General features: G+C 72.2%; 16 protein-coding genes and 1 pseudogene. 9 read left to right on the top strand and 8 right to left on the bottom strand.

Annotation, left to right across the window (positions count from 1 at the left end; translation table 11 throughout):
* Positions 1 to 101: 101 nt before the first annotated feature.
* Entirely contained in the window at positions 102 to 722 is a 621-nt protein-coding gene (locus ACWGJ5_RS12430; RefSeq protein ID WP_453309686.1) for an L-threonylcarbamoyladenylate synthase, read from the top strand.
* 188 nt (positions 723 to 910) lie between these two features.
* A complete protein-coding gene (locus tag ACWGJ5_RS12435) occupies positions 911 to 2,110 on the top strand; it encodes a glycoside hydrolase family 64 protein (protein ID WP_453309687.1) in 1,200 nt (399 codons plus the stop codon).
* 69 nt (positions 2,111 to 2,179) lie between these two features.
* Here ACWGJ5_RS12435 and ACWGJ5_RS12440 read toward each other — a convergent pair whose 3' ends face one another.
* Entirely contained in the window at positions 2,180 to 4,582 is a 2,403-nt protein-coding gene (locus tag ACWGJ5_RS12440; protein ID WP_453309688.1) for a M4 family metallopeptidase, read from the bottom strand.
* Between the two features lie 539 nt (positions 4,583 to 5,121).
* Positions 5,122 to 5,409 (bottom strand): DUF1905 domain-containing protein, encoded by a 288-nt coding sequence (locus tag ACWGJ5_RS12445; RefSeq protein WP_453309689.1) that lies wholly within the window; start codon positions 5,407 to 5,409, stop codon positions 5,122 to 5,124.
* 93 nt (positions 5,410 to 5,502) lie between these two features.
* Here ACWGJ5_RS12445 and ACWGJ5_RS12450 point away from each other — a divergent pair, with 93 nt between their 5' ends.
* Together ACWGJ5_RS12450 and ACWGJ5_RS12455 are read left to right on the top strand one after the other, a co-directional pair.
* On the top strand, positions 5,503 to 7,005 hold the full coding sequence (locus ACWGJ5_RS12450) for a metallophosphoesterase family protein (RefSeq protein ID WP_453309690.1): 1,503 nt from the start codon (positions 5,503 to 5,505) through the stop codon (positions 7,003 to 7,005).
* A 68-nt stretch (positions 7,006 to 7,073) separates the two neighbouring features.
* Entirely contained in the window at positions 7,074 to 8,102 is a 1,029-nt protein-coding gene (locus ACWGJ5_RS12455; RefSeq protein ID WP_453309691.1) for an LLM class flavin-dependent oxidoreductase, read from the top strand.
* Positions 8,103 to 8,212: 110 nt separating this feature from the next.
* On the opposite strand, the gene ACWGJ5_RS12460 is transcribed toward ACWGJ5_RS12455, so the two are convergent.
* The gene (locus ACWGJ5_RS12460) at positions 8,213 to 9,208 is read right to left on the bottom strand and encodes a TauD/TfdA dioxygenase family protein (RefSeq protein WP_453309692.1); all 996 of its coding nucleotides are present in this window, start codon (positions 9,206 to 9,208) and stop codon (positions 8,213 to 8,215) included.
* A gap of 663 nt (positions 9,209 to 9,871) precedes the next feature.
* On the opposite strand from ACWGJ5_RS12460, the gene ACWGJ5_RS12465 reads away from it, so the two are divergent.
* Positions 9,872 to 10,702 (top strand): aldo/keto reductase, encoded by an 831-nt coding sequence (locus tag ACWGJ5_RS12465; protein ID WP_453309693.1) that lies wholly within the window; start codon positions 9,872 to 9,874, stop codon positions 10,700 to 10,702.
* Between the two features lie 14 nt (positions 10,703 to 10,716).
* On the opposite strand, the gene ACWGJ5_RS12470 is transcribed toward ACWGJ5_RS12465, so the two are convergent.
* On the bottom strand, positions 10,717 to 11,592 hold the full coding sequence (locus ACWGJ5_RS12470; RefSeq protein ID WP_453309694.1) for a helix-turn-helix domain-containing protein: 876 nt from the start codon (positions 11,590 to 11,592) through the stop codon (positions 10,717 to 10,719).
* Between the two features lie 160 nt (positions 11,593 to 11,752).
* On the opposite strand from ACWGJ5_RS12470, the gene ACWGJ5_RS12475 reads away from it, so the two are divergent.
* The 4 genes from ACWGJ5_RS12475 (at position 11,753) to ACWGJ5_RS12490 (ending at position 14,839) form a co-directional block, all read left to right on the top strand.
* Entirely contained in the window at positions 11,753 to 12,616 is an 864-nt protein-coding gene (locus ACWGJ5_RS12475; protein ID WP_453309695.1) for an oxidoreductase, read from the top strand.
* Positions 12,617 to 12,673: 57 nt separating this feature from the next.
* On the top strand, positions 12,674 to 13,282 hold the full coding sequence (locus ACWGJ5_RS12480; RefSeq protein WP_453309696.1) for a DNA polymerase ligase N-terminal domain-containing protein: 609 nt from the start codon (positions 12,674 to 12,676) through the stop codon (positions 13,280 to 13,282).
* A gap of 6 nt (positions 13,283 to 13,288) precedes the next feature.
* Positions 13,289 to 14,299 carry a non-homologous end-joining DNA ligase gene (gene ligD / locus ACWGJ5_RS12485; protein ID WP_453309697.1) on the top strand — a complete coding sequence of 337 codons (1,011 nt, stop codon included), beginning with the start codon at positions 13,289 to 13,291 and terminating at the stop codon, positions 14,297 to 14,299.
* Positions 14,300 to 14,404: 105 nt separating this feature from the next.
* Complete coding sequence (locus ACWGJ5_RS12490; protein WP_453309698.1) at positions 14,405 to 14,839, top strand: cupin domain-containing protein; 435 nt, start codon at positions 14,405 to 14,407, stop codon at positions 14,837 to 14,839.
* Between the two features lie 19 nt (positions 14,840 to 14,858).
* Here ACWGJ5_RS12490 and ACWGJ5_RS12495 read toward each other — a convergent pair whose 3' ends face one another.
* The 4 genes and pseudogenes from ACWGJ5_RS12495 to ACWGJ5_RS12510 form a co-directional block, all read right to left on the bottom strand.
* Positions 14,859 to 17,189 carry a SpoIIE family protein phosphatase gene (locus ACWGJ5_RS12495; protein WP_453309699.1) on the bottom strand — a complete coding sequence of 777 codons (2,331 nt, stop codon included), beginning with the start codon at positions 17,187 to 17,189 and terminating at the stop codon, positions 14,859 to 14,861.
* Positions 17,190 to 17,312: 123 nt separating this feature from the next.
* A complete protein-coding gene (locus ACWGJ5_RS12500; RefSeq protein ID WP_453309700.1) occupies positions 17,313 to 17,780 on the bottom strand; it encodes a peroxiredoxin in 468 nt (155 codons plus the stop codon).
* Complete coding sequence (locus tag ACWGJ5_RS12505; protein WP_453309701.1) at positions 17,777 to 18,157, bottom strand: DoxX family protein; 381 nt, start codon at positions 18,155 to 18,157, stop codon at positions 17,777 to 17,779. Before ACWGJ5_RS12505 ends, ACWGJ5_RS12500 begins: the two co-directional genes overlap by 4 nt.
* An 83-nt stretch (positions 18,158 to 18,240) precedes the next feature.
* Positions 18,241 to 18,467: pseudogene (locus ACWGJ5_RS12510) on the bottom strand (hypothetical protein); the annotation flags it as partial.
* Between the last annotated feature and the right edge of the window lie 86 nt (positions 18,468 to 18,553).

An 18,553-nucleotide genomic window follows, 5' to 3' on the forward strand; every position in this document is an offset into this window, starting at 1 on the left:
CGTCCTGCGGCGGCCGGCCGGAAGCGGCGCACTCCGCCTCGGCCGCCGCCGTGGAGCGAGCGGTGCACGCCCGCCGGCCGCCGGCGGATTAAGCTCGGTGAATGGCGAAGTACTTCGACGTGCACCCCGAGAACCCGCAGCCGCGCAGCATCGCCCAGATCGCCGACGCGGTGCGCTCGGAAGCGCTCATCGCATACCCGACCGACTCCTGTTACGCGCTGGGCTGCCGGCTCGGCAGCCGGGACGGCATGGACCGGATCCGCTCCATCCGCCATCTGGACGAACGGCACCACTTCACCCTGATGTGCCGGGACTTCGCGCAGCTCGGCCAGTTCGTACGGGTGGACAACGACGTCTTCCGGGCCGTGAAGGCGTCCACGCCCGGCAGCTACACCTTCATCCTCCCGGCCACGCGCGAGGTGCCGCGCAAGCTGCTGCACCCGAAGAAGAAGACCGTGGGCGTCCGCATTCCCGACCATGTGGTCACCCAGGCGCTGCTGGCGGAACTGGGCGAGCCGCTGCTGTCCAGCACGCTGCTGCTGCCGGACGAGGAGGAGCCGCTGACGCAGGGCTGGGAGATCAAGGACCGGCTGGACCACGCGGTGGACGCGGTGGTCGACTCGGGCGACTGCGGCACCGAGCCGACGACGGTCGTGGACTTCTCCGGCGGCGAGCCGGAGATCGTACGGCGGGGCGCCGGGGACACCAGCCGCTTCGAGTGAGCCCATGGCCCTCCCGGTGGCCGGGGTCCGGCATACCGGGGAGGCCCACCCGGGCGCCGAGCACGGGCACCGTAATCCGGCCCGCCGCTTGTATTGACATGCACGCGTCCTGGTACCAGCCTGAGAGCGCTCTCAAACAGGTACGGACCAATATCCGTACGACCCCGACCCCACACGGAGGCAAGAGAGTGCCGCATCAACTCACCCGCCCCGCGCTGCCGCTGGCCGCCGCCGCGGCCCTGGTCGGCGGGGTGCTCGCCCTCGGCGCGCCGGACCGCGCCGGTGCCGCGGTGCCGGACACCATCCCGCTGAAGATCACCAACAACTCGGGCCGCTCCGAACCGGTCTACGTCTACGACCTCGGCACCCAGCTGTCCTCCGGACAGCAGGGCTGGGCCGACGCGAACGGAGGCTTCCATGCCTGGCCGGCGGGCGGCAACCCGCCGACGCCCGCCCCGGACGCGGCGATCGCCGGTCCGGCCCCCGGACAGTCCACGACCATCCGGATACCGAAGTTCTCCGGCCGGATCTACTTCTCCTACGGCCAGAAGCTCGACTTCCGGCTGACCACCGGCGGCCTGGTGCAGCCGGCCGTGCAGAACCCGTCCGACCCCAACCGGAACAACCTGTTCAACTGGTCCGAGTACACCCTCAACGACTCCGGACTGTGGCTGAACAGCACCCAGGTGGACATGTTCTCCGCGCCGTACGCGGTCGGCGTGCAGCGCTCCGACGGCAGTGTGAGCACCACCGGGCACCTGAAGTCCGGTGGATACACCGGCTTCTTCAACGCGCTGCGCAGCCAGCCGGGCGGCTGGTCCGGCCTCATCCAGACCCGCTCCGACGGCACGGTGCTGCGTGCCCTGTCACCGCTGTACGGCGTGGAGACCGGCGCCCTGCCGGCGAGCGTGATGGACGACTACGTCAACCGGGTCTGGCAGAAGTACGCAACGTCGACGCTGACCGTCACGCCGTTCGCCGACCAGCCGAACACCAAGTACTACGGCCGGGTCTCGGGAAACGTCATGAACTTCACCGACGCTTCGGGTGCGGTGGTCACCAGCTTCCAGAAGCCGGACGCGGACAGCGTCTTCGGCTGCCACAAGCTGCTCGACGCGCCCAACGACAAGGTGCGGGGCCCCATCTCCCGTACTCTGTGCGCCGGTTTCAACCGCTCGACCCTGCTCGTGAACCCGAACCAGCCGGACACCTCGCCGGCCGCCTTCTACCAGGACGCGGTGACGAACCAGTACGCGCGTGCGGTGCATGCGCAGATGGCCGACGGCAAGGCCTACGCCTTCGCCTTCGACGACGTCGGCAACCAGGAGTCGCTGGTCCACGACGGCAGCCCGCAGCAGGCGTATCTGACGCTGGATCCGCTGAGCTGACGTACGAGGTGACATGCGAGGGTCCCGCACTCCGGCCGGCGGCCGGGGTGCGGGACCGTCATGTGTGGGTCAGCCGGTCGTCAGGGCGGTGTCGTCCACGACGAAGCTGGTCTGCAGCGAGGAGTCCTCCACGCCGTTGAACTTCAGGGTGACCGTCTGGCCCGCCAGCGAGGACAGGTCGAAGGTCTTCTGGCTGTAGCCGGAGGCCGCGTTGAGGTTCGAGTAGGTCGCGAGGGTCTTCGAACCCGCGGTCACCGTCAGCTTGTCGTACTGGGTGCTGCTGGTGGTCTCCGAGGTGTCGATGTGCAGGTAGTAGGTCAGGGTCGCCTTGCAGCCCGCGGGGATCGTCACCGACTGGGACAGCGTGTCGGTGTGGGTGGTGCCGTAGCCGTCGAGCCAGGCCTTGTACGAGCCGCCGTGGGCCGCCTCGCCGGTGTCGTTGGTGATGACGCCGCTGGTGGCGCTCCAGCCGGTGCCTCCGGACTCGAAGCCGGGGTTGCTCAGCAGCTGGGTCGAGGTGCAGCCGCCGCCGCTGGAGTTGACCGTCCAGGTGAAGGTCGCGGTGCCGGTGGCGCCGGTGGAGTCGGTCACCGTCACCGTGGTGTTGTAGGTGCCCGCCGTGGTGGGCGTGCCGGTGATCAGACCGGTGGAGCTGTTGATCGACAGGCCCGCGGGCAGGCCGGAGGCGCTGTAGGACAGGGCTCCGCTGTTGGTGCTGCTGGCCTGGACCTGGAGGCTGACGGCGGTACCGACGGTGGAGGTCTGGTTGCCCGGGTTGGTGACCGTCACCCCGTTGCCCGGCGGGGTGACGTGGCTGCCGACGTTGATGCCGGCGAAGGCGTTGGCGACTCCGGCGTACTGGGCGGAGTTGGCGCCGTACAGCGCGGTCGCCGCGTTCAGGGCGGCGGTGCGGGCGGCGGCGTAGTTGGTGCTGGACGTCATGTACGCCGTCAGCGCCTTGTACCAGATCTGCAGCGCGGCGGCGCGGCCGATGCCGGTGACGGCGACGCCGTCGGACGTCGGGCTGTTGTAGGTCACGCCGTTGATGACCTTGGTGCCGCTGCCCTCGGAGAGCAGGTAGAACATGTGGTTCGCCGGGCCCGAGGAGTAGTGCACGTCCAGGCCGCCGACACCGGAGTACCAGCTGTCGGCCGACGAGCCGTCCTTGCTCGGCTTGTCCATGTACCGCAGCGGCGTGCCGTCGCCGTTGATGTTGATCTTCTCGCCGATGAGGTAGTCACCGGGGTCGGAGCTGTTGTTGGCGTAGAACTCCACACCGGTGCCCATGATGTCGCTGGTGGCCTCGTTCAGGCCGCCGGACTCACCGGTGTAGTCCAGGCCCGCGGTGTTCGAGGTGACGCCGTGGCTCATCTCGTGGCCGGCGACGTCGAGCGAGGTCAGCGGGTCGTTGTTGCCGGAGCCGTCGCCGTAGGTCATGCAGAAGCAGCTGTCGTCCCAGAACGCGTTCACGTACGAGCTGCCGTAGTGGACACGCGAGTAGGCGCCGACACCGTCGTTCCTGATGCCGCTGCGGCCGAAGGAGTTCTTGTAGAAGTCCCAGGTCTCCTGCGCCCCGTAGTGCGCGTCGGCGCCCGCGGTGGCGGCGTTGGAGTTGGTGCCGTCGCCCCAGGTGTCGTTGGTCTGCGAGAACAGCGTCCCCGTGCCCGAGGTGCCGTGGTTGAGGTTGTACGTCTTGTGCCCGCCGCGCGTCCCGTCGGTCAGGGTGTACGTCGAACCCGACTGGGTCGTCGTCAGCGTGACCTGGCCGCTGTAGTGGGTGTTGCCGACGCCGGTCTCGATCGCCTGGTACCGGTACAGCTCCTTGCCGGTGGCGGCGTCGGTGATGACGTGCAGCCGGCTGGGCGTGCCGTCGTCCTGGAAGCCGCCGATCACCGTCTCCCAGGCGAGCTTCGGGGTGCCCGTGCCGGCCCAGATCACCTTGCGGGCGCTGTCGGCGGTGGGTTTCTTGGCGGCGAGGGACTTGGCGGCCTTCAGGGCCTTGGCCTCGGCGGCCGACTTGGTGAAGGTCGCGGTGGTGGAGGCGACCTGGATCTTGTGCTTGTTGTTGTACGTGGTGCTCACGGTGCCCGCGGCGAGGGAGGCGGGCGGGGTGTGCACGACGAGGTCGCCACCGAGGACGGGGAGGCCGGCGTAGGTGCGCTCGTACCGGGTGTGCAGGGTGCCGTCGTTGTCCTTGACGACGTCCTTGACGACCAGCTTCTCCTTCGCACCGAGCCCCAGGGTGCGGGCGGTCGCGGCGGTGTGCTGCTGGGCGCTCTCGATCAGCGCCTGGTGCTGGGCCGGGCTGAGCTTGGCCTCCAGGCCGCCGGTGCGCAGCGGGCTGGGGTGGTTGGCGGCAGGCTTGGCGACGGCCGGGGCGGCCTGCATGCCGAGGGTGAGCAAGGCCGCGGTGGAGACCAGGGCGGCTCCGACCGTGGCACGCTTGTGGGGAAGGCGTCTGTGGGGTCTCACTCGTACTCCTCCTGCTGCGGCCGCCGGGTCGCGACCGGTGACAGACGGGCAGACGGGTCTGCTGCCCGTGAGCTGAGCTGTGCGGGACCGTGGATCCATGTGCGGGGTGTGAAGGATCGACGTGCGCACGGAGGATGACAGGATTGACTAGTCCATGTCACCACAGTTGCGGTCAATCGAGGGTTTTCCCTATGAGGTGGCTCAAGGCCGGGTGACGCCCAAGTGCCTGCGCAGGAACCGTACTTGGTGCCGGAGCAGATCGTACGTGACCTCGCTGCCGATGGGCTGGTGTCCGGCGCGGGCAGGAGAAATACCTCGTGCGGCCGGCCCGCGGCGAGCAGCGCGCCGGACAGCCTGATGGTGTGGGAGGGCGGGACCTCGGGGTCCGCGAGGCCGTGGACGAGCACCAGGGGACGGGTGAGCCGGAGCGCCTCGCGGAGCAGGGAGCAGGCGGTCCATCGCTCTTCGGCTCGACGCCGCACGCAGCTACGAGTGGCGAAGGCCCGGCCGGGTCACGGGTCCGGGGTTCGCCGCGGGCCTCACAGCCGTACGGTCATCGCGACGGTCACTTCGTCACCCGGCGCGAGCTCCTCCGGCCGGCGGACGGCACTCTTGAGCGGCAGCAGGTACCCGCCGTCCCTGGGGAAGAGGGACGTGGTGAAGTCCGTGCCGCCGATCCTGGCCTCGACCGGGATCACGCCCCAGCCGTAACTGGCCAGCGCGGCCACGTCACGGATGTCGGCGCACTCCGCGTCCGGCACGGCGACGAAGTAGTACGGCGCCGGTCCACGCCACTCCACGACCCGTCCGGCGAAGGCGAGTTCCATGGTCTGCCTGCCCCTCTCGCTCAGCGGCTGCACAGCGTACCGGCCGAGGCCCCGCCAAACTCCCGTGACCGGTGCGTTGTTACTGTGCAGGGCGTGTCTGACTCCTCGCGCGATACCGCCCAGGGCGCCGGCTGGGGCTCGGCCGAGCCCGGCACCTACAAGCAGCTGATGCCGGACCACGTCGAGAAGCTGTCGTGGCTGAATCCACGGACCCTGTGGGCCGCCCGCAACGGCGTGCTGGCGTCCTGGTTCGGCGACCCGACCGGCCGTACCCGCAGCCGCTGGGTGGCGCGCCGGGAGGCGGCCGGGGCGCCCGCCGACAAGGTGATCGAGCGGGAGACCGACGACTGGTTCTCCTTCATGGTCATCGGTGACACCGGGGAGGGGGACGACCCCCAATACGCCGTCGTCCCGGGGTTCCTGAAGGCGAGCGAGGACACCGACTTCGCGGTGATCGCGAGCGATGTGATCTATCCGGTGGGCAGCGCCGACGACTACGGCAGCAAGTTCTTCCGGCCCTACCGGGACTATCCGGCCCCGATATACGCGATACCGGGCAACCACGACTGGTACGAGGATCTCGGCGCCTTCATGCGCGTCTTCTGCGCCGACACCCCGCCGCTCGACCCCGAGCCACGGCCCCGCCCGCTCGGCCGCGCCTGGTGGCGGGCCCTGCTGTGGCACCGGCCGCAGCCGGCGGACGAGCAACGGCTCGCAGCGGCAAGGCAGTTGCGGTCGGCTCCCGGCCAGCAGGCCGTGCAGCCGGGGCCGTACTGGGCGATCGACGCGGGTCCGCTGCGGATCGTCGGCATCGACACCGGTCTGCTCGGCACGGTCGACGCCGAACAGGGCGCCTGGCTGCGCGAGGTCTCCCGGGGACCGCGGCCGAAGATCCTGATCACCGGGTCACCGCTGTACGTCGACGGCGAGCACCACCCGTGCCCGATCGAGGGCGCAGGGACGGTGGACGACATCGTCCGGGACCCGGAGCACCACTATGTGGCCGCGATCGGCGGCGACATCCACAACTACCAGCGCTATCCGGTCGACGTGGACGGGCGGACCATCCAGTACGTGGTCGCGGGCGGCGGCGGGGCGTTCATGCACGCCACGCACACCATCCCGCGGGTCTCGGTCGCGGGTGTCACCGAGCGGGACTTCCGCTGCTATCCGCTGCGCGGCGACTCCCTGGCCTTCTACAGCCGCCTGTACGGCCGCCGGCTGCGGCTGCGCCGCTTCTTCACCCTGACCGAGGCGGAGGCTACGGCGGTCGTCGCCGAGCGCCTCGGTATCGAGCCGGGCCGCAAGCCGGGCCCCGAGGCCCGGGTCACCCGGCGCACCCGGCTGATCGCGAGCCTCCTCGGCACCGGCGGCCGTCCGGACCGTACGTCCCGGTTCCGGTTGCCCGTGCGCAAGGCGTACACCCAGCTGTTCTCGCCCGGCTCGGCCACCTACAGCCCGCCGTTCTTCAAGTGCTTCCTGCGGCTGGACGTCGCTCCGGAGGCGGTCCGGCTGCGCTGTTTCGCCGCGACCGGCAACCGGACGCAGGAGGCCGATCCGCCGGTGGAGGACGAGATCGTCATCCCCCTGAAGTGATCACACGGTTGTCACACTCGCCTGCCAGAATCGAAAGGCGAAGCGCCTTACGACCGCTGGAGGAGCCCGTGCCGTCCACCGCCCGCCCCCTGCGCAAGCTGGGCTTCCTCACCATCGGCCTGTTCGACCCGGCGGATCCGGCCCGGGGCCACGAGTCCACGCTGGAGATCATCGAGCTGGGCGAGCGGCTCGGCTTCGACAGCGCCTGGCTGCGCCACCGCCATCTGCAGCACGGCATCTCCTCCCCGGTCGCCGTCCTCGCCGCCGCCTCCCAGCGCACCCGCCGCATCGAGCTGGGCACCGCGGTGACGCCGCTCGGCTGGGAGAACCCACTGCGTCTCGCCGAGGACCTGGCGACGGTTGACGTCCTGTCCGGGGGCCGGCTGAACCCGGGCGTCAGCGTGGGCCCGCCGATGCACTTCGAGCAGGTCAAGGACGCCCTGTACCCGGACACGGCCGACGCCGAGGACTTTGGTTACGAGCGGGTGCGGCGGCTGCTGGACCTGGTGCGGGGCAAGCCCGCGAGCGACTTCAGCGGGGTCGAGGGGTTCGAGGTGTTCAGCGATGTGGTGCAGCCGCACTCCCCGGGGCTCGGCCGGCGGATGTGGTACGGCGGCGGCAGCCTGCGCTCGGCGCGCTGGGCGGGCGAGCACGGCATGAACTTCCTCACGAGCAGCGTGGTCAAGGCGGAACAGCCGGACGGTCCATGGGACTTCGCCGAGATCCAGCTGGCCCTCGTCCGGGAGTTCCGCGACCATCACCCCGACGGCGAGGCGGCCCGGGTCTCGCACGGCCTGGTCGTGATACCCACCGACTCCGCGAGCCCGGAGCAGCGCGCCACGTACGAGGCGTACGCGGCGAAGCGGCTGCCGCGCACGGCCTCCCCGCAGGGGCCGGGGCGACTGCTGTTCGCCCCGGACCTGGTCGGCACCGCCGAGGAGATCGCCGAACGGCTGTACGCGCACGCCGCGTTCCTGGAGGTGGACGAGGTGGCGTTCGCGCTGCCGTTCACCTTCGAGCACGAGGACCACGTACAGATCCTGACGGACATGGCGACGAAGCTCGGTCCGGCCCTGGGGTGGCGGCCGGCGGGCTGACGGCCGGCCTCCGGCACCAGGTGGCATCCGGACCCGTTCACCGACGGCCGGTCCCGGGCACCCTGGGGCCGTTCCCCGGTGCACACCCCGGTCGCCGCACCGAGCCGGTTTCACCAGCGGCCCGGTTCCGTACCCACCACCGCCTGCGAGGGCTTGCCGTCCACGCCCACCGGTACCTCCCCCGCCAGCATCACCCGGTGCATGATCCGGGGCGAGCCGACGTGGGCGTGGTCGCTCGGGGCCAGGTGGATGGTGGCCCGGTTGTCCCAGAAGGCGACGCTGCCCGGCTCCCAGCGGAAGCGGACGGTGTACTCGGGGCGGACCGCCTGCTCCACCAGCATCTCCAGGATCGCCGTGCTCTCCGGACGGGAGAGGCCGACGATCTCCTCCACGTAGTAGCCGTTGACGAACAGCACCCGCTCCCCCGTCTCCGGGTGCACCCGCACCAGGGGGTGTTCGGAGACGACCTGGTGATCCAGGAGGTGACGGGCATAGGCGTCGTCTCCGGGCCGGGGCTGGTAGCCCACGCCGAGCCGGTGCTCGGCGCGCAGTCCGTCCACGAAGGCCCGGACCGGCGCCGACAGACCGGCGTAGGCGGCGGCCAGGTTGGCCCAGGTGGTGTCGCCGCCGTAGGGCGGGACGGTCTGGGCGCGCAGGATGGTCGCGGCCGGCGGGTCGACACGGGTCCCGTAGTCGCAGTGCCAGCCGCGCAGCAGGGTGTGCCGGCGGCGGTGCAGCCACTCGTCGTGCTCCATGCCGTAGCGTCCGGCCAGTTCCAGCCGGTCGGCCGTCGTCTCGACCTCCGGGAAGTCCGGCGGCGAGTGCGGACCGCGGCGCGGCAGCACGACGGGCTCGCCGAAGCGGCGGGCGAAGGCGACATGCCCGGCATGGTCCAGTTCCTGTCCGCGGAAGAAGACCACCTTCCAGCGCAGCACGGCCTGCCGGATCAGGGCCACGAGGGCGGCGTCCAGCGGCCCGGCGAGGTCGACGCCGGTGATCTCGGCGCCGATGTGCCCGGCGACCGGCATCACCTCCACGCCTGGAACCTTCCCCGCCACGCCCTCGACCCGTTCCGTCTGGTCCGCGGTGGCCCTGTGCGTGGTCATGCGCGCTCCCGTGCTCGTCCGAACCGGCTCCCCCGAAGATCGTGACACCCCGGCCCTCACACGGCGAACTCCCGGACGGCCGCGTTTCGGAACACCGCCGTGCCGCCGGCCGCGAAGAGGACCGGCCGGTCGCGCCGGGAACACCATCGGACCGCCCTGGCCCCGACACCGGCCGGCCCCCGACGACGCGGGCTGCCAGATTGTTCCGCGACCCATTCCTGTTCCGGCAGCCGGGCGGCGCCGGGCGCCGATCGGCGATGGCCACGCCGACGGCACCCCGTCGGTCCTGCTGTACGACTGCGGGCAGCTGAGCGCGTGGCGGTCCGGCGGCGTCCTGCCGGACGGCCACGACCCGGTGGCCGTAGGCGCGTTCGGTGACGAGGCGGTCGGCCGGGAGTGCCCACAGCTGTTCGCGACGAGCGGCGACGAGCACGTGCCGGTGATGTCCCCGTGCGACGGGGCTTCAGCTGGGCGCCGGCCCGCCGGATGCGCTCCTGGGCGGCCGGCGGGAGGTTTCCCTCGGCGCGGCCGTTGAAGACCGGCCGTGCCGTTGCCGTCCCCGCCGCCCATGCCGTCCGCTGCCCTCTCCCCACCCGTCCGGTTGATCACCGCTCACCCTTCCGTGAGGCTGGGGGGACGACACTGTCGAGGGAAGGTCCCATCGTGAACGGCATTCCGGCGCACACGCTCAACGACGGTACGGCGGTCCCCGCCATCGGCCTCGGCACCTGGCCGCTGGACGACACGGCGGCCGAGCGGGCCGTACGCTCCGCGCTCGACCTGGGCTACCGGCTGGTGGACACCGCGACGAACTACGGCAACGAGACCGGTGTCGGTCGGGGCATAGCGGGCAGCGGCGTACCCCGCGAGGAGGTGGTCGTGACCACCAAGCTGCCCGGCCGCCACCACGGCTACGAGGAGACCCTCGCCTCCTTCGAGGAGTCCCGGCTGCGGCTCGGCCTGGAGTACGTGGACCTGTATCTGATCCACTGGCCGAATCCCCGGGTCGGCAAGTACGCCGACTCCTGGAAGGCCATGATCAAGCTGCGCGAGGACGGGCTCGTCCGCTCGATCGGTGTCTCGAACTTCACCCCCGAGCACATCACGCGGCTCGAGAAGGAGACGGGGGTGCTGCCGTCGGTGAACCAGATCGAGCTGCACCCGCTGTTCCCGCAGGAGGAGCTGCGCGCCTTCCACGCGGACAAGGGCATCGTCACCGAGAGCTGGAGCCCGCTGGGCCGGGGCAGCGATCTGCTGGACGATCCCGCGGTCGCCGAGGTCGCCGAGGCGCACGGGGTGACCCCCGCCCAGGTGCTGCTTCGCTGGCACCTCCAGGTCGGCGCGCTGCCCATCCCGAAGTCGGCCGACCCGGGCCGGCAGCGCGCCAACCTGGACGTCTTCGGCTTCGAGCTGGACTCCGGCCAGCTGGCGGCGATCGGCCGCCGCCCCCCGCGCAGGCTCGGCGGGGACCCCGACAGGCACGAGGAGTTCTGAACCGGGCCGGGCCGCTACTGCTCCTCGATCCGTTCCTGCGCGCTGCCCGGCCGTGCACGGTCACCGGCCGGTGCGGCGAGGCTGCCGAGGATGTCCAGCAGTTCGGCGCTGCGGCTGCCGGGCTCGGCGTGGAAGACGACCAGGGTGAGTCCGTCGGTGCCTTCCACGGACAGCTTGTTCGACTGCACGTCGAGGTCGCCGACCTGCGGGTGGGTCAGATGGCTCATCCGGCCGCGGCGGGGCCGTACCTCGTGCCTCGCCCACAGGGTGCGGAAGCGCTCGCTGCGCAGGGACAGCTCGCCGACCAGGTCCCGCAGCCGCGGGTCGTCGGCGTCCGCTCCGGCCTCGGAGCGCAGCACGGCCACGCCCTCCTCGGTGAGGTCGTCCCAGTCCCGGCGCAGCTCGCGCTCGGCCGGGTCGAGGAAGACGGCCCGCAGGAGGTTGACGCCGGGCCGGTAGTTCGGGGTGAGCGCGGTGGCGAGGGCGTTGGCGGCCAGGCAGTCGGTGTAGCGGTTCTGGACGTAGGCGGGGTTGCGCGGCCAGCCGTCGATGAGCTGCACCAGGCTCGCCGGGACCTGCTGGGTGCGGCGCCCGGACCGTACGCCGGAGCCCGGCCGGTCCTGGGCGAGGCCGACGAGGTGGGCCGTGGCGTCGGCGTCGAGCCGCAGCACACCGGCGATGGCCTGGAGGACCTGCACGGACGGGTTGCGGTCGCGGCCCTGCTCCAGCCGCAGGTAGTAGTCGGAGCTGATGCCTGCCAGCATCGCGACCTCCTCGCGGCGCAGCCCCGGCACCCGGCGCAGGCCGCCACCGGGCAGCCCCACGTCCTCGGGCCGTACCAGCGCCCGGCGGGCGCGCAGGAACTCGCCGAGCGCGTTCGTTCGGTCCATGGCCCCACCGTACGGCGGCCCGGCCGGCGGTGACTGGCCCTGTCACTCCCAGGATCGACGGGGTACTGCAACGGCGGGCGCGGCGGGCGCAGGGTGGAGAGCGGGCCGCCGGCGGAACCGGTGGCCCGGACATCTCGAGCATCATCCTGAGAGGCACGACATGACTGCACAGCTCGGCGGCACCCTCACCCCGGCCGAGGGCCTGACCCTGACGCGGATCGGATACGGCGCCATGCAGCTGGCCGGGCCGCACGTCTTCGGCCCGCCGAAGGACCGTGACCGTGCGCTGGCGGTGCTCCGTGCGGTGGTGGAGGCGGGCATCACGCACATCGACACCGCCGACTTCTACGGCCCCGTGGTGGTCAACGAGCTCATCCGGGAGGCCCTGCACCCCTACCCCGAGGAGCTGCACATCGTCACCAAGGTCGGCGCCCGCCGGGGAGCCGACGGCAGCTGGATCCTGTCCCGGCACCCGGAGGACCTGAAGGCGCAGGTGTACGACAACCTGCGGAACCTCGGTGTGGACTCGCTGGACGTCGTCAATCTGCGGGTGGGTGACGTGGAGTCCCCGAACGACGAGTCCGTGGCCGAGAAGTTCGGCGCGCTGGCCGAGCTGCGGGAGCGGGGGCTGGTCCGGCACCTGGGGCTGAGCACGGTGACCGCGGCGCAGCTGGACGAGGCGCTGGCGATCGCGCCCGTGGTGACCGTGCAGAACCTGTACAACCTTGCCAACCGGCAGGACGACGCCCTCGTGGAGCGCACAGCGGCCGAGAACATCGCCTTCGTGCCCTACTTCCCGCTCGGCGGCTTCACCCCGCTGCAGTCCGACGCGCTGGCGAAGGTCGCCGCCAGGCTGGGGGCCTCGCCGCAGCAGGTGGCGCTGGCCTGGCTGCTGCGCCGGTCGCCGAACATCGCGCTGATCCCCGGCACCTCCTCCCCCGAGCACCTGCGCGAGAACATCGCCGCCGCGTCCCTGGTGCTGCCGGACGACGCGGTCGCCGAGCTGGACGGCATCGCGGGCTGAACGGCCCCGTCCGGGGTACCCGGGGCCCGTGCGGCGGTCGTACGGAAGGAGCCTCAGGTGGCAGCGGAGGACCGGCTGCGGACGTACCGCGGCAGGCGCGACTTCGAGCGGACCCGCGAGCCGTCGGGGCAGGAGCCCCGGGCCGGGGGTGACGAGCCGCATTTCGTGGTGCAGATCCACGACGCCGGCCGGATGCACTTCGACTTCCGGCTCCAGGTCGACGACGTCCTGAAGTCGTGGTCGGTCCCGAAGGGCCCGTCCACGGATCCCGGGGACAAGCGGATGGCCGTGCCTACCGAGGACCATCCCCTGGAGTACGAGGAGTTCGAGGGTGTGATCCCGGAGGGTGAGTACGGCGGCGGGACCGTGATCGTCTGGGACAACGGCACGTACGAGCCGCTCAGCCACGACCGCAAGGGGCGCCCGGTGGACTTCGCGGCATCGCTGGAGCACGGGCACGCCACCTTCCGGCTGCACGGCAGCAAACTGCGCGGCGAGTACGCCCTGACCCGCTTCCGCGGAGACCAGGGTGAACAGGAGGCCTGGCTGCTGGTGCGCAAGGGGCCGGCGCGGTCGGGCGGGCACGGCACCCCGGACCCCCGGCGGGCCCGCTCGGTGCGCACCGGACGTACCCTCGCGCAGGTCGCGTCCGCCGGCGAGGAGTGAGGCGCGGTGCCGGGGCTGCTGGACGCGCTGCCGGCCGAACGACGGGAGCTGTTGCGCCCGGCCGGGCCGGGCGCCGAACTCGCGGCGGCACCGATGCTGGCCACGCTCAGCGACCGGCGGGACTTCGGCGGGGGCTGGCTGTTCGAGCGGAAGCTGGACGGTGTCCGGCTGCTGGCGGTGCGCGAGGGCGACCGGGTACGGCTGCTCTCGCGCACGGGCCAGCGGCTGAACGACACCTATCCGGAGATCGTCGAGGCGCTCGCGGCGCAGGAGTGCACCGACTTCACGGTGGACGGCGAGGTCGTCGCGTTCAGCGGCGGCCGTACCGACTTCGCGCGGCTGCAGCGGCGGTCGGGGCTGACCCGGCGCCGGGACATCGAGGCGTCCGGGGTCGCGGTGACGTACTACCTCTTCGACCTGCTGCGTCTGGAGGGCGCCGACACCCGTCAGCTCCCCTTGCGCGTCCGTAAGTCGCTGCTGCGCCGGGCGCTGTCCTTCCGCGCCCCGCTGCGGCTGACCCCGCATCGCAACGCGGGCGGCGCCGAGTTGCTGGCCGACGCCTGCGGCCGGGGCTGGGAGGGGCTGATCGCCAAGCGGGCCGACGGGCCGTACCGGACGCGCAGGTCCCCGGACTGGCTGAAGCTCAAGTGCGCCCAGGGGCAGGAGTTCGTGATCGGCGGCTTCACCGAACCGGCGGGCAGCCGCGTCGGGTTGGGGGCGCTGCTGCTCGGCTTCTACGACGGTGACCGGCTGCGGTACGCCGGCAAGGTCGGCACCGGCTTCGACCGGCGCACCCTGCTGGAGCTGCGCGAGCGGCTGGACGGGCTGCGCCGCGGCACCTCGCCCTTCACCGGTGCCGAGCGCGAGGCCCGGGCCCGCTGGGTGAAGCCGGCGCTGGTCACGCAGATCGCCTTCACCGAGTGGACCCGGGACGGGATGCTGCGGCACCCCCGCTACCTGGGACTGCGCGAGGACAAGCGGCCACGGGACGTGGTCCGCGAGCACGCGGCGGCCTGAGACCCACGGTCACGTACGCATACGGATCTTCGGGTTTGGGCCCCAACTCCCCTCCGGTGCCTTTATGTTCACGGCGACACCCCGCTCGCCTCCGAAAGGCCCCGCATGCGTACCGCTCTCCGTGCCGCCGTCACCGGCGCGCTGACCGTTGCCACCGTTCTGGCCTGCGGCACCGCGCAGGCGACCCCGCCCGGCCCGGGTGTGACGGCCCGGATCATCAGCCAGACCACCATCGACGGCACCGACTACACCCTACGGGAGATCACCGTCCCGCCCGGCCAGAGCACCGGCTGGCACTACCACGACGGCCCGCTGTACGGCGTGGTGAAGCAGGGCACGCTCAGCCACTTCGACTCCGCCTGCGCCTCGGACGGCGTGTACCGCAGGGGCGCGACGATCCAGGAGCCGGCCGGTGCGGACCATGTGCACATCGGGCGGAACCTCGGCGACACCCCGCTCGTGCTCGATGTGCTGTACGTGCTGCCGCACGGCGCCCCGTTCTCGGAGGACGCGCCGAACCCGGGCTGTCCGTTCCAGTGATCGGTGCCGGGGCGGACGGTCAGGTGCAGGGCAGTGCCTGCTCGGCCCAGATCGTCTTGCCCCGGCCCGTCTGCCGGCTGCCCCAGCGCTGGGTGAGCTGGGCGACCAGCAGCAGTCCGCGGCCGCCCTCGTCGTAGGCGTGCGCCCGGCGCAGATGTGGTGAGGTGGAACTGGCGTCGGAGACCTCGCAGATGAGCGCGCGGTCGCGGATCAGCCGGAGCTGGATGGGCGGTTCGCCGTAGCGGATGGCGTTGGTGACGAGTTCGCTGACGACGAGTTCGGTGATGAAGGCGGCCTCGTCCAGCCCCCAGGCGGCCAGTCGTTCGCCCACGGCCTGGCGGGCGGCGCCGACCTCGGCGGGGTCGGGCGGGATGTCCCAGGTGGCGACCCGGTCGGCGCCGAGCGCGCGGGTGCGCACGAGCAGCAGGGCGACGTCGTCGCAGGGCTGGTCGGGCAGGACCGCCTTCAGGACGTCGTCGCACAGGGCCTCGAGGGAGCGGGTGGGTACGCTGAGGGCCCGGCGCAGTTCCTCGGTGGCACCGTCGACTTCCCGGTCCCGGTCCTCGACCAGGCCGTCGGTGTAGAGCGCGACGACGGAGCCCTCGGGCAGTTGCAGCTCCGTCGCCTCGAACGGCAGGCCGCCGACGCCGAGCGGTGGTCCGGCGCTCATGGCGACGGTCTCGGCGGTGCCGCCCGGCAGGACGACGGCCGGGGCCGGGTGGCCGGCGGCGGCCAGGCCGAGCCGCCGGGAGACGGGGTCGTACACGGCGTACAGACAGGTGGCGCCGAGTTCGGCGATCTCCTCGCGGCTGTCCTCCGCGGCCAGGTGGGTGACCAGGTCGTCCAGGTGCGTGAGGAGTTCGTCGGGCGGCAGGTCGACGTCGGCGAGGGTGCGTACGGCCGTGCGCAGCCGGCCCATGGTGGCCGAGGACTGGATGCCGTGGCCGACCACGTCGCCCACGACCAGGCCGACCCGGCCGCCGGAGAGCGGGATGACGTCGAACCAGTCGCCGCCGATACCAGCCACGGAGCCGGACGGCAGATACCGGTGGGCCACCTCGACCGCGGCCTGCCGGGGCAGGCCGCACGGCAGCAGGCTGTGCTGGAGGGCGAGGGCGGTGGAGCGTTCGCGGGCGAAGCGGCGGGCGTTGTCGATGCAGACGGCGGCGCGGCTGCCGAGTTCCTCGGCGAAGACGGCGTCGTCGGGGCCGTAGGCGTCCGGGTGGGCGATGCGGACGCACACCGCGACACCCAGCGTGGTGCCGCGGGCCCGGAGCGGCACCGCGACCAGGGAGTAGGCGTCCTGCCGGTAGGACCGGCCCTGCGGCGAGCGGGCGTCGCGCTCGGCGAGCCACTCGACGAACTCGGGCTCGCCGGCCTGGCTGAGCACCGCGCGCCCGTCGCGCAGGGCGCGGGCGGGCGCGGAGTCCGGCGGGTAGACGTCGGCCTCGCCGAAAGGGACGGCCGCACCGGGGTCGCCCTCGCGGGTGGAGCCGTGGGCGATGCGGTGCAGGACGACACCGCCGTCGGGGGTCATCGGGGGCTCGTCCGCGCCGAGCACCCAGTCGAGCAGGTCGACGCAGGCGAAGTCGGCGTAGCGCGGGACGAGGACGTCGATCAGTTCCTCGACGGTGCGCACCACGTCCAGGGTGGTGCCGATGCGGGTCGACGCCTCGTTGAGCAGGGCCACGCGGCGCCGGGCCCAGTACTGCTCGCTGCTGTCGAGGGCTGCCATGGCGACCCCGGTCAGCTCGCCGGAGCCGGCGCGCAGCGGCCACATCTCGATGCTCCACAGATGTTCCCGGTTCAGCGCGGGCGCGCCGGCGAAGCTCTCGTAGCGGACGGGCCGGCCGGTCTCGGCGACCTCCCGGAGGTGGCGCAGGAAGCCCGCGTTGTATTCGGCGTCCTCCACGGTGTCCGGGAAGAAGCGGCCGGTGAGCGCGGACTCGGGGACGCCCATCACTTTGCAGGCGGCGTCGTTGAGCCGCAGATAGCGCTGCTCCAGGTCGAAGACCGACATGGACACGGAGGCCTGCTCGAAGGCCTCGGCGGCCAGGGCGCTGCCGGGCGGGCCGGCGGTGACGACGAACCCGGTGGGCTCCCCGTCGGCTCCGGCGACGGGGCAGGCGGTGAGAGCCACGTCGACGCGGTGGCCGTCACGGTGGCGCAGCGCGACGGTGCCGGCCCGCGCGGCGAGCGTGGCATCCGGGACGTCCCCCGCGAGCAGCCCGGCCGCGGGCCGGCCCACGACGTCCGCGGCCGAGTGGCCCGTGAGCCGCCGCGCGCCCTCACTCCACCCGGTCACCGTGCCCAGAGCGTCGATGATCGCCACGGCGGCGCCATGCTTCATATGCCCAAGGATGTTCCGATTGCTCCGGCACATCAAGCAAGGGTGCCCCGGCGCATGGAGCGCGAGGGCGCTCCGGCAGATCGAGCGCCGGAGCGTTCCGGGCCCCTTGCGGACGGGAGGCGTTCAGTCCTGGTGGGCGCGCAGGGCGGCAAGGGCCCGGTCGGCGTGGGTGTTCATGCGCAGTTCGCTGCGGACGATCTCCAGCACCGTGCGGTCCTGGGCGATCACGAAGGTGACGCGCTTGGTGGGGGCGAGGGAGAAGCCGCGCTTGACGCCGAACCGCTCGCGGACCGTGCCGTCGGCGTCGGAGAGCAGCGGCATGCCGAGGCCGTGCCGGCCGGTGAACTCCTGCTGCTTTTCGACGCTGTCGCCGCTGATGCCGACCGGCCGGGCGCCGACGGCGGCGAATTCGGCGGCGAGGTCGCGGAAGTGGCAGGCCTCCGCGGTGCAGCCGGGAGTGAGGGCGGCCGGGTAGAAGAAGAGGACCACGGGCCCGTCGGCCAGCAGTTCGGTGAGCCGGCGGACGGTGCCGGTCTCGTCGGGCAGGGCGAAGTCCTCGGCCCTGTCCCCGACCTCGATGTGTTCCGTCATGACTGTCCCTCCTCGTTCCGGGCGATTCCCCGGGCCCAGAGCACCAGCGGCACCTGCAGCGGCAGCCGTGCCAGGGCCGCCGTCCGCAGCGGTGCGGGCCGGTGCCGCCAGTCCGCGGCCATCTGTACGTTCGCCGGGAACACCCCGACGAAGAAGGCCGCGGCCGCCTTTGCGGCGACCGCGCGTGTGCGGGGTGCGGCGATCCCGGCCGCCAGGGCCAGCTCCATGGCCCCGCTGCCGTACGTCCATGCCCTGGGCGTGCCCGGCAGCCCGCGCGGAACGATGGCGTCGAACTGTCGTGGGGCGGCGAAGTGGGCGATGCCGGCCGCGGCCAGCAGGCCGGCGAGCAGCAGGGGCGAGCGTTCGGACCGGGGCACGGTTCCTCCTCTGATGGCCTGCCGCCGGATATTACTGGACGGTAGGCGGGGAGGGTGACCCGGTTGCCGCAGGACGCCGGCCGTCACGCCGTGGTGAGGGTGCCGTCCGCCTCCCGGCCGGGGTCCTCGTCGGTCGTGTACGCGAGGAAGTCGTCGACCATGCGGTGGAACAGGGCCGCCATCCGCCGCAGATCCTCGGGCCGCCGGCCGGCGAGGGCGAGCTGCATGCGCCGTGCCGGCTCCCCGGACGCAGCGCCTCGGAGTCGGCGATCTGCCGCAGCAGGGCTGCCGCAGCCCGGTCCAGCGGCACCCGGCCAGCTCGTTGCGTAAGTCAGGTAAGTTCCGGCACGGGCTCTCGGGCCGTCCTCGACGGTCGCCCCTCCTCCGACGTGGTCG

The sequence above is a fragment of the Streptomyces sp. NPDC054783 genome, assembly GCF_053611725.1.

What these genes read in the sequence shown, in the direction of transcription:
- ACWGJ5_RS12430 (WP_453309686.1), top strand. Translation starts at nt 102, where the DNA reads ATGGCGAAGTACTTCGACGTGCACCCCGAGAACCCGCAGCCGCGCAGC.
- ACWGJ5_RS12445 (WP_453309689.1), bottom strand. Translation starts at nt 5,409, where the DNA reads ATGGAACTCGCCTTCGCCGGACGGGTCGTGGAGTGGCGTGGACCGGCG.
- ACWGJ5_RS12460 (WP_453309692.1), bottom strand. Translation starts at nt 9,208, where the DNA reads ATGACCACGCACAGGGCCACCGCGGACCAGACGGAACGGGTCGAGGGC.
- ACWGJ5_RS12470 (WP_453309694.1), bottom strand. Translation starts at nt 11,592, where the DNA reads ATGGACCGAACGAACGCGCTCGGCGAGTTCCTGCGCGCCCGCCGGGCG.
- ACWGJ5_RS12475 (WP_453309695.1), top strand. Translation starts at nt 11,753, where the DNA reads ATGACTGCACAGCTCGGCGGCACCCTCACCCCGGCCGAGGGCCTGACC.
- ACWGJ5_RS12490 (WP_453309698.1), top strand. Translation starts at nt 14,405, where the DNA reads ATGCGTACCGCTCTCCGTGCCGCCGTCACCGGCGCGCTGACCGTTGCC.
- ACWGJ5_RS12495 (WP_453309699.1), bottom strand. Translation starts at nt 17,189, where the DNA reads ATGAAGCATGGCGCCGCCGTGGCGATCATCGACGCTCTGGGCACGGTG.
- ACWGJ5_RS12500 (WP_453309700.1), bottom strand. Translation starts at nt 17,780, where the DNA reads ATGACGGAACACATCGAGGTCGGGGACAGGGCCGAGGACTTCGCCCTG.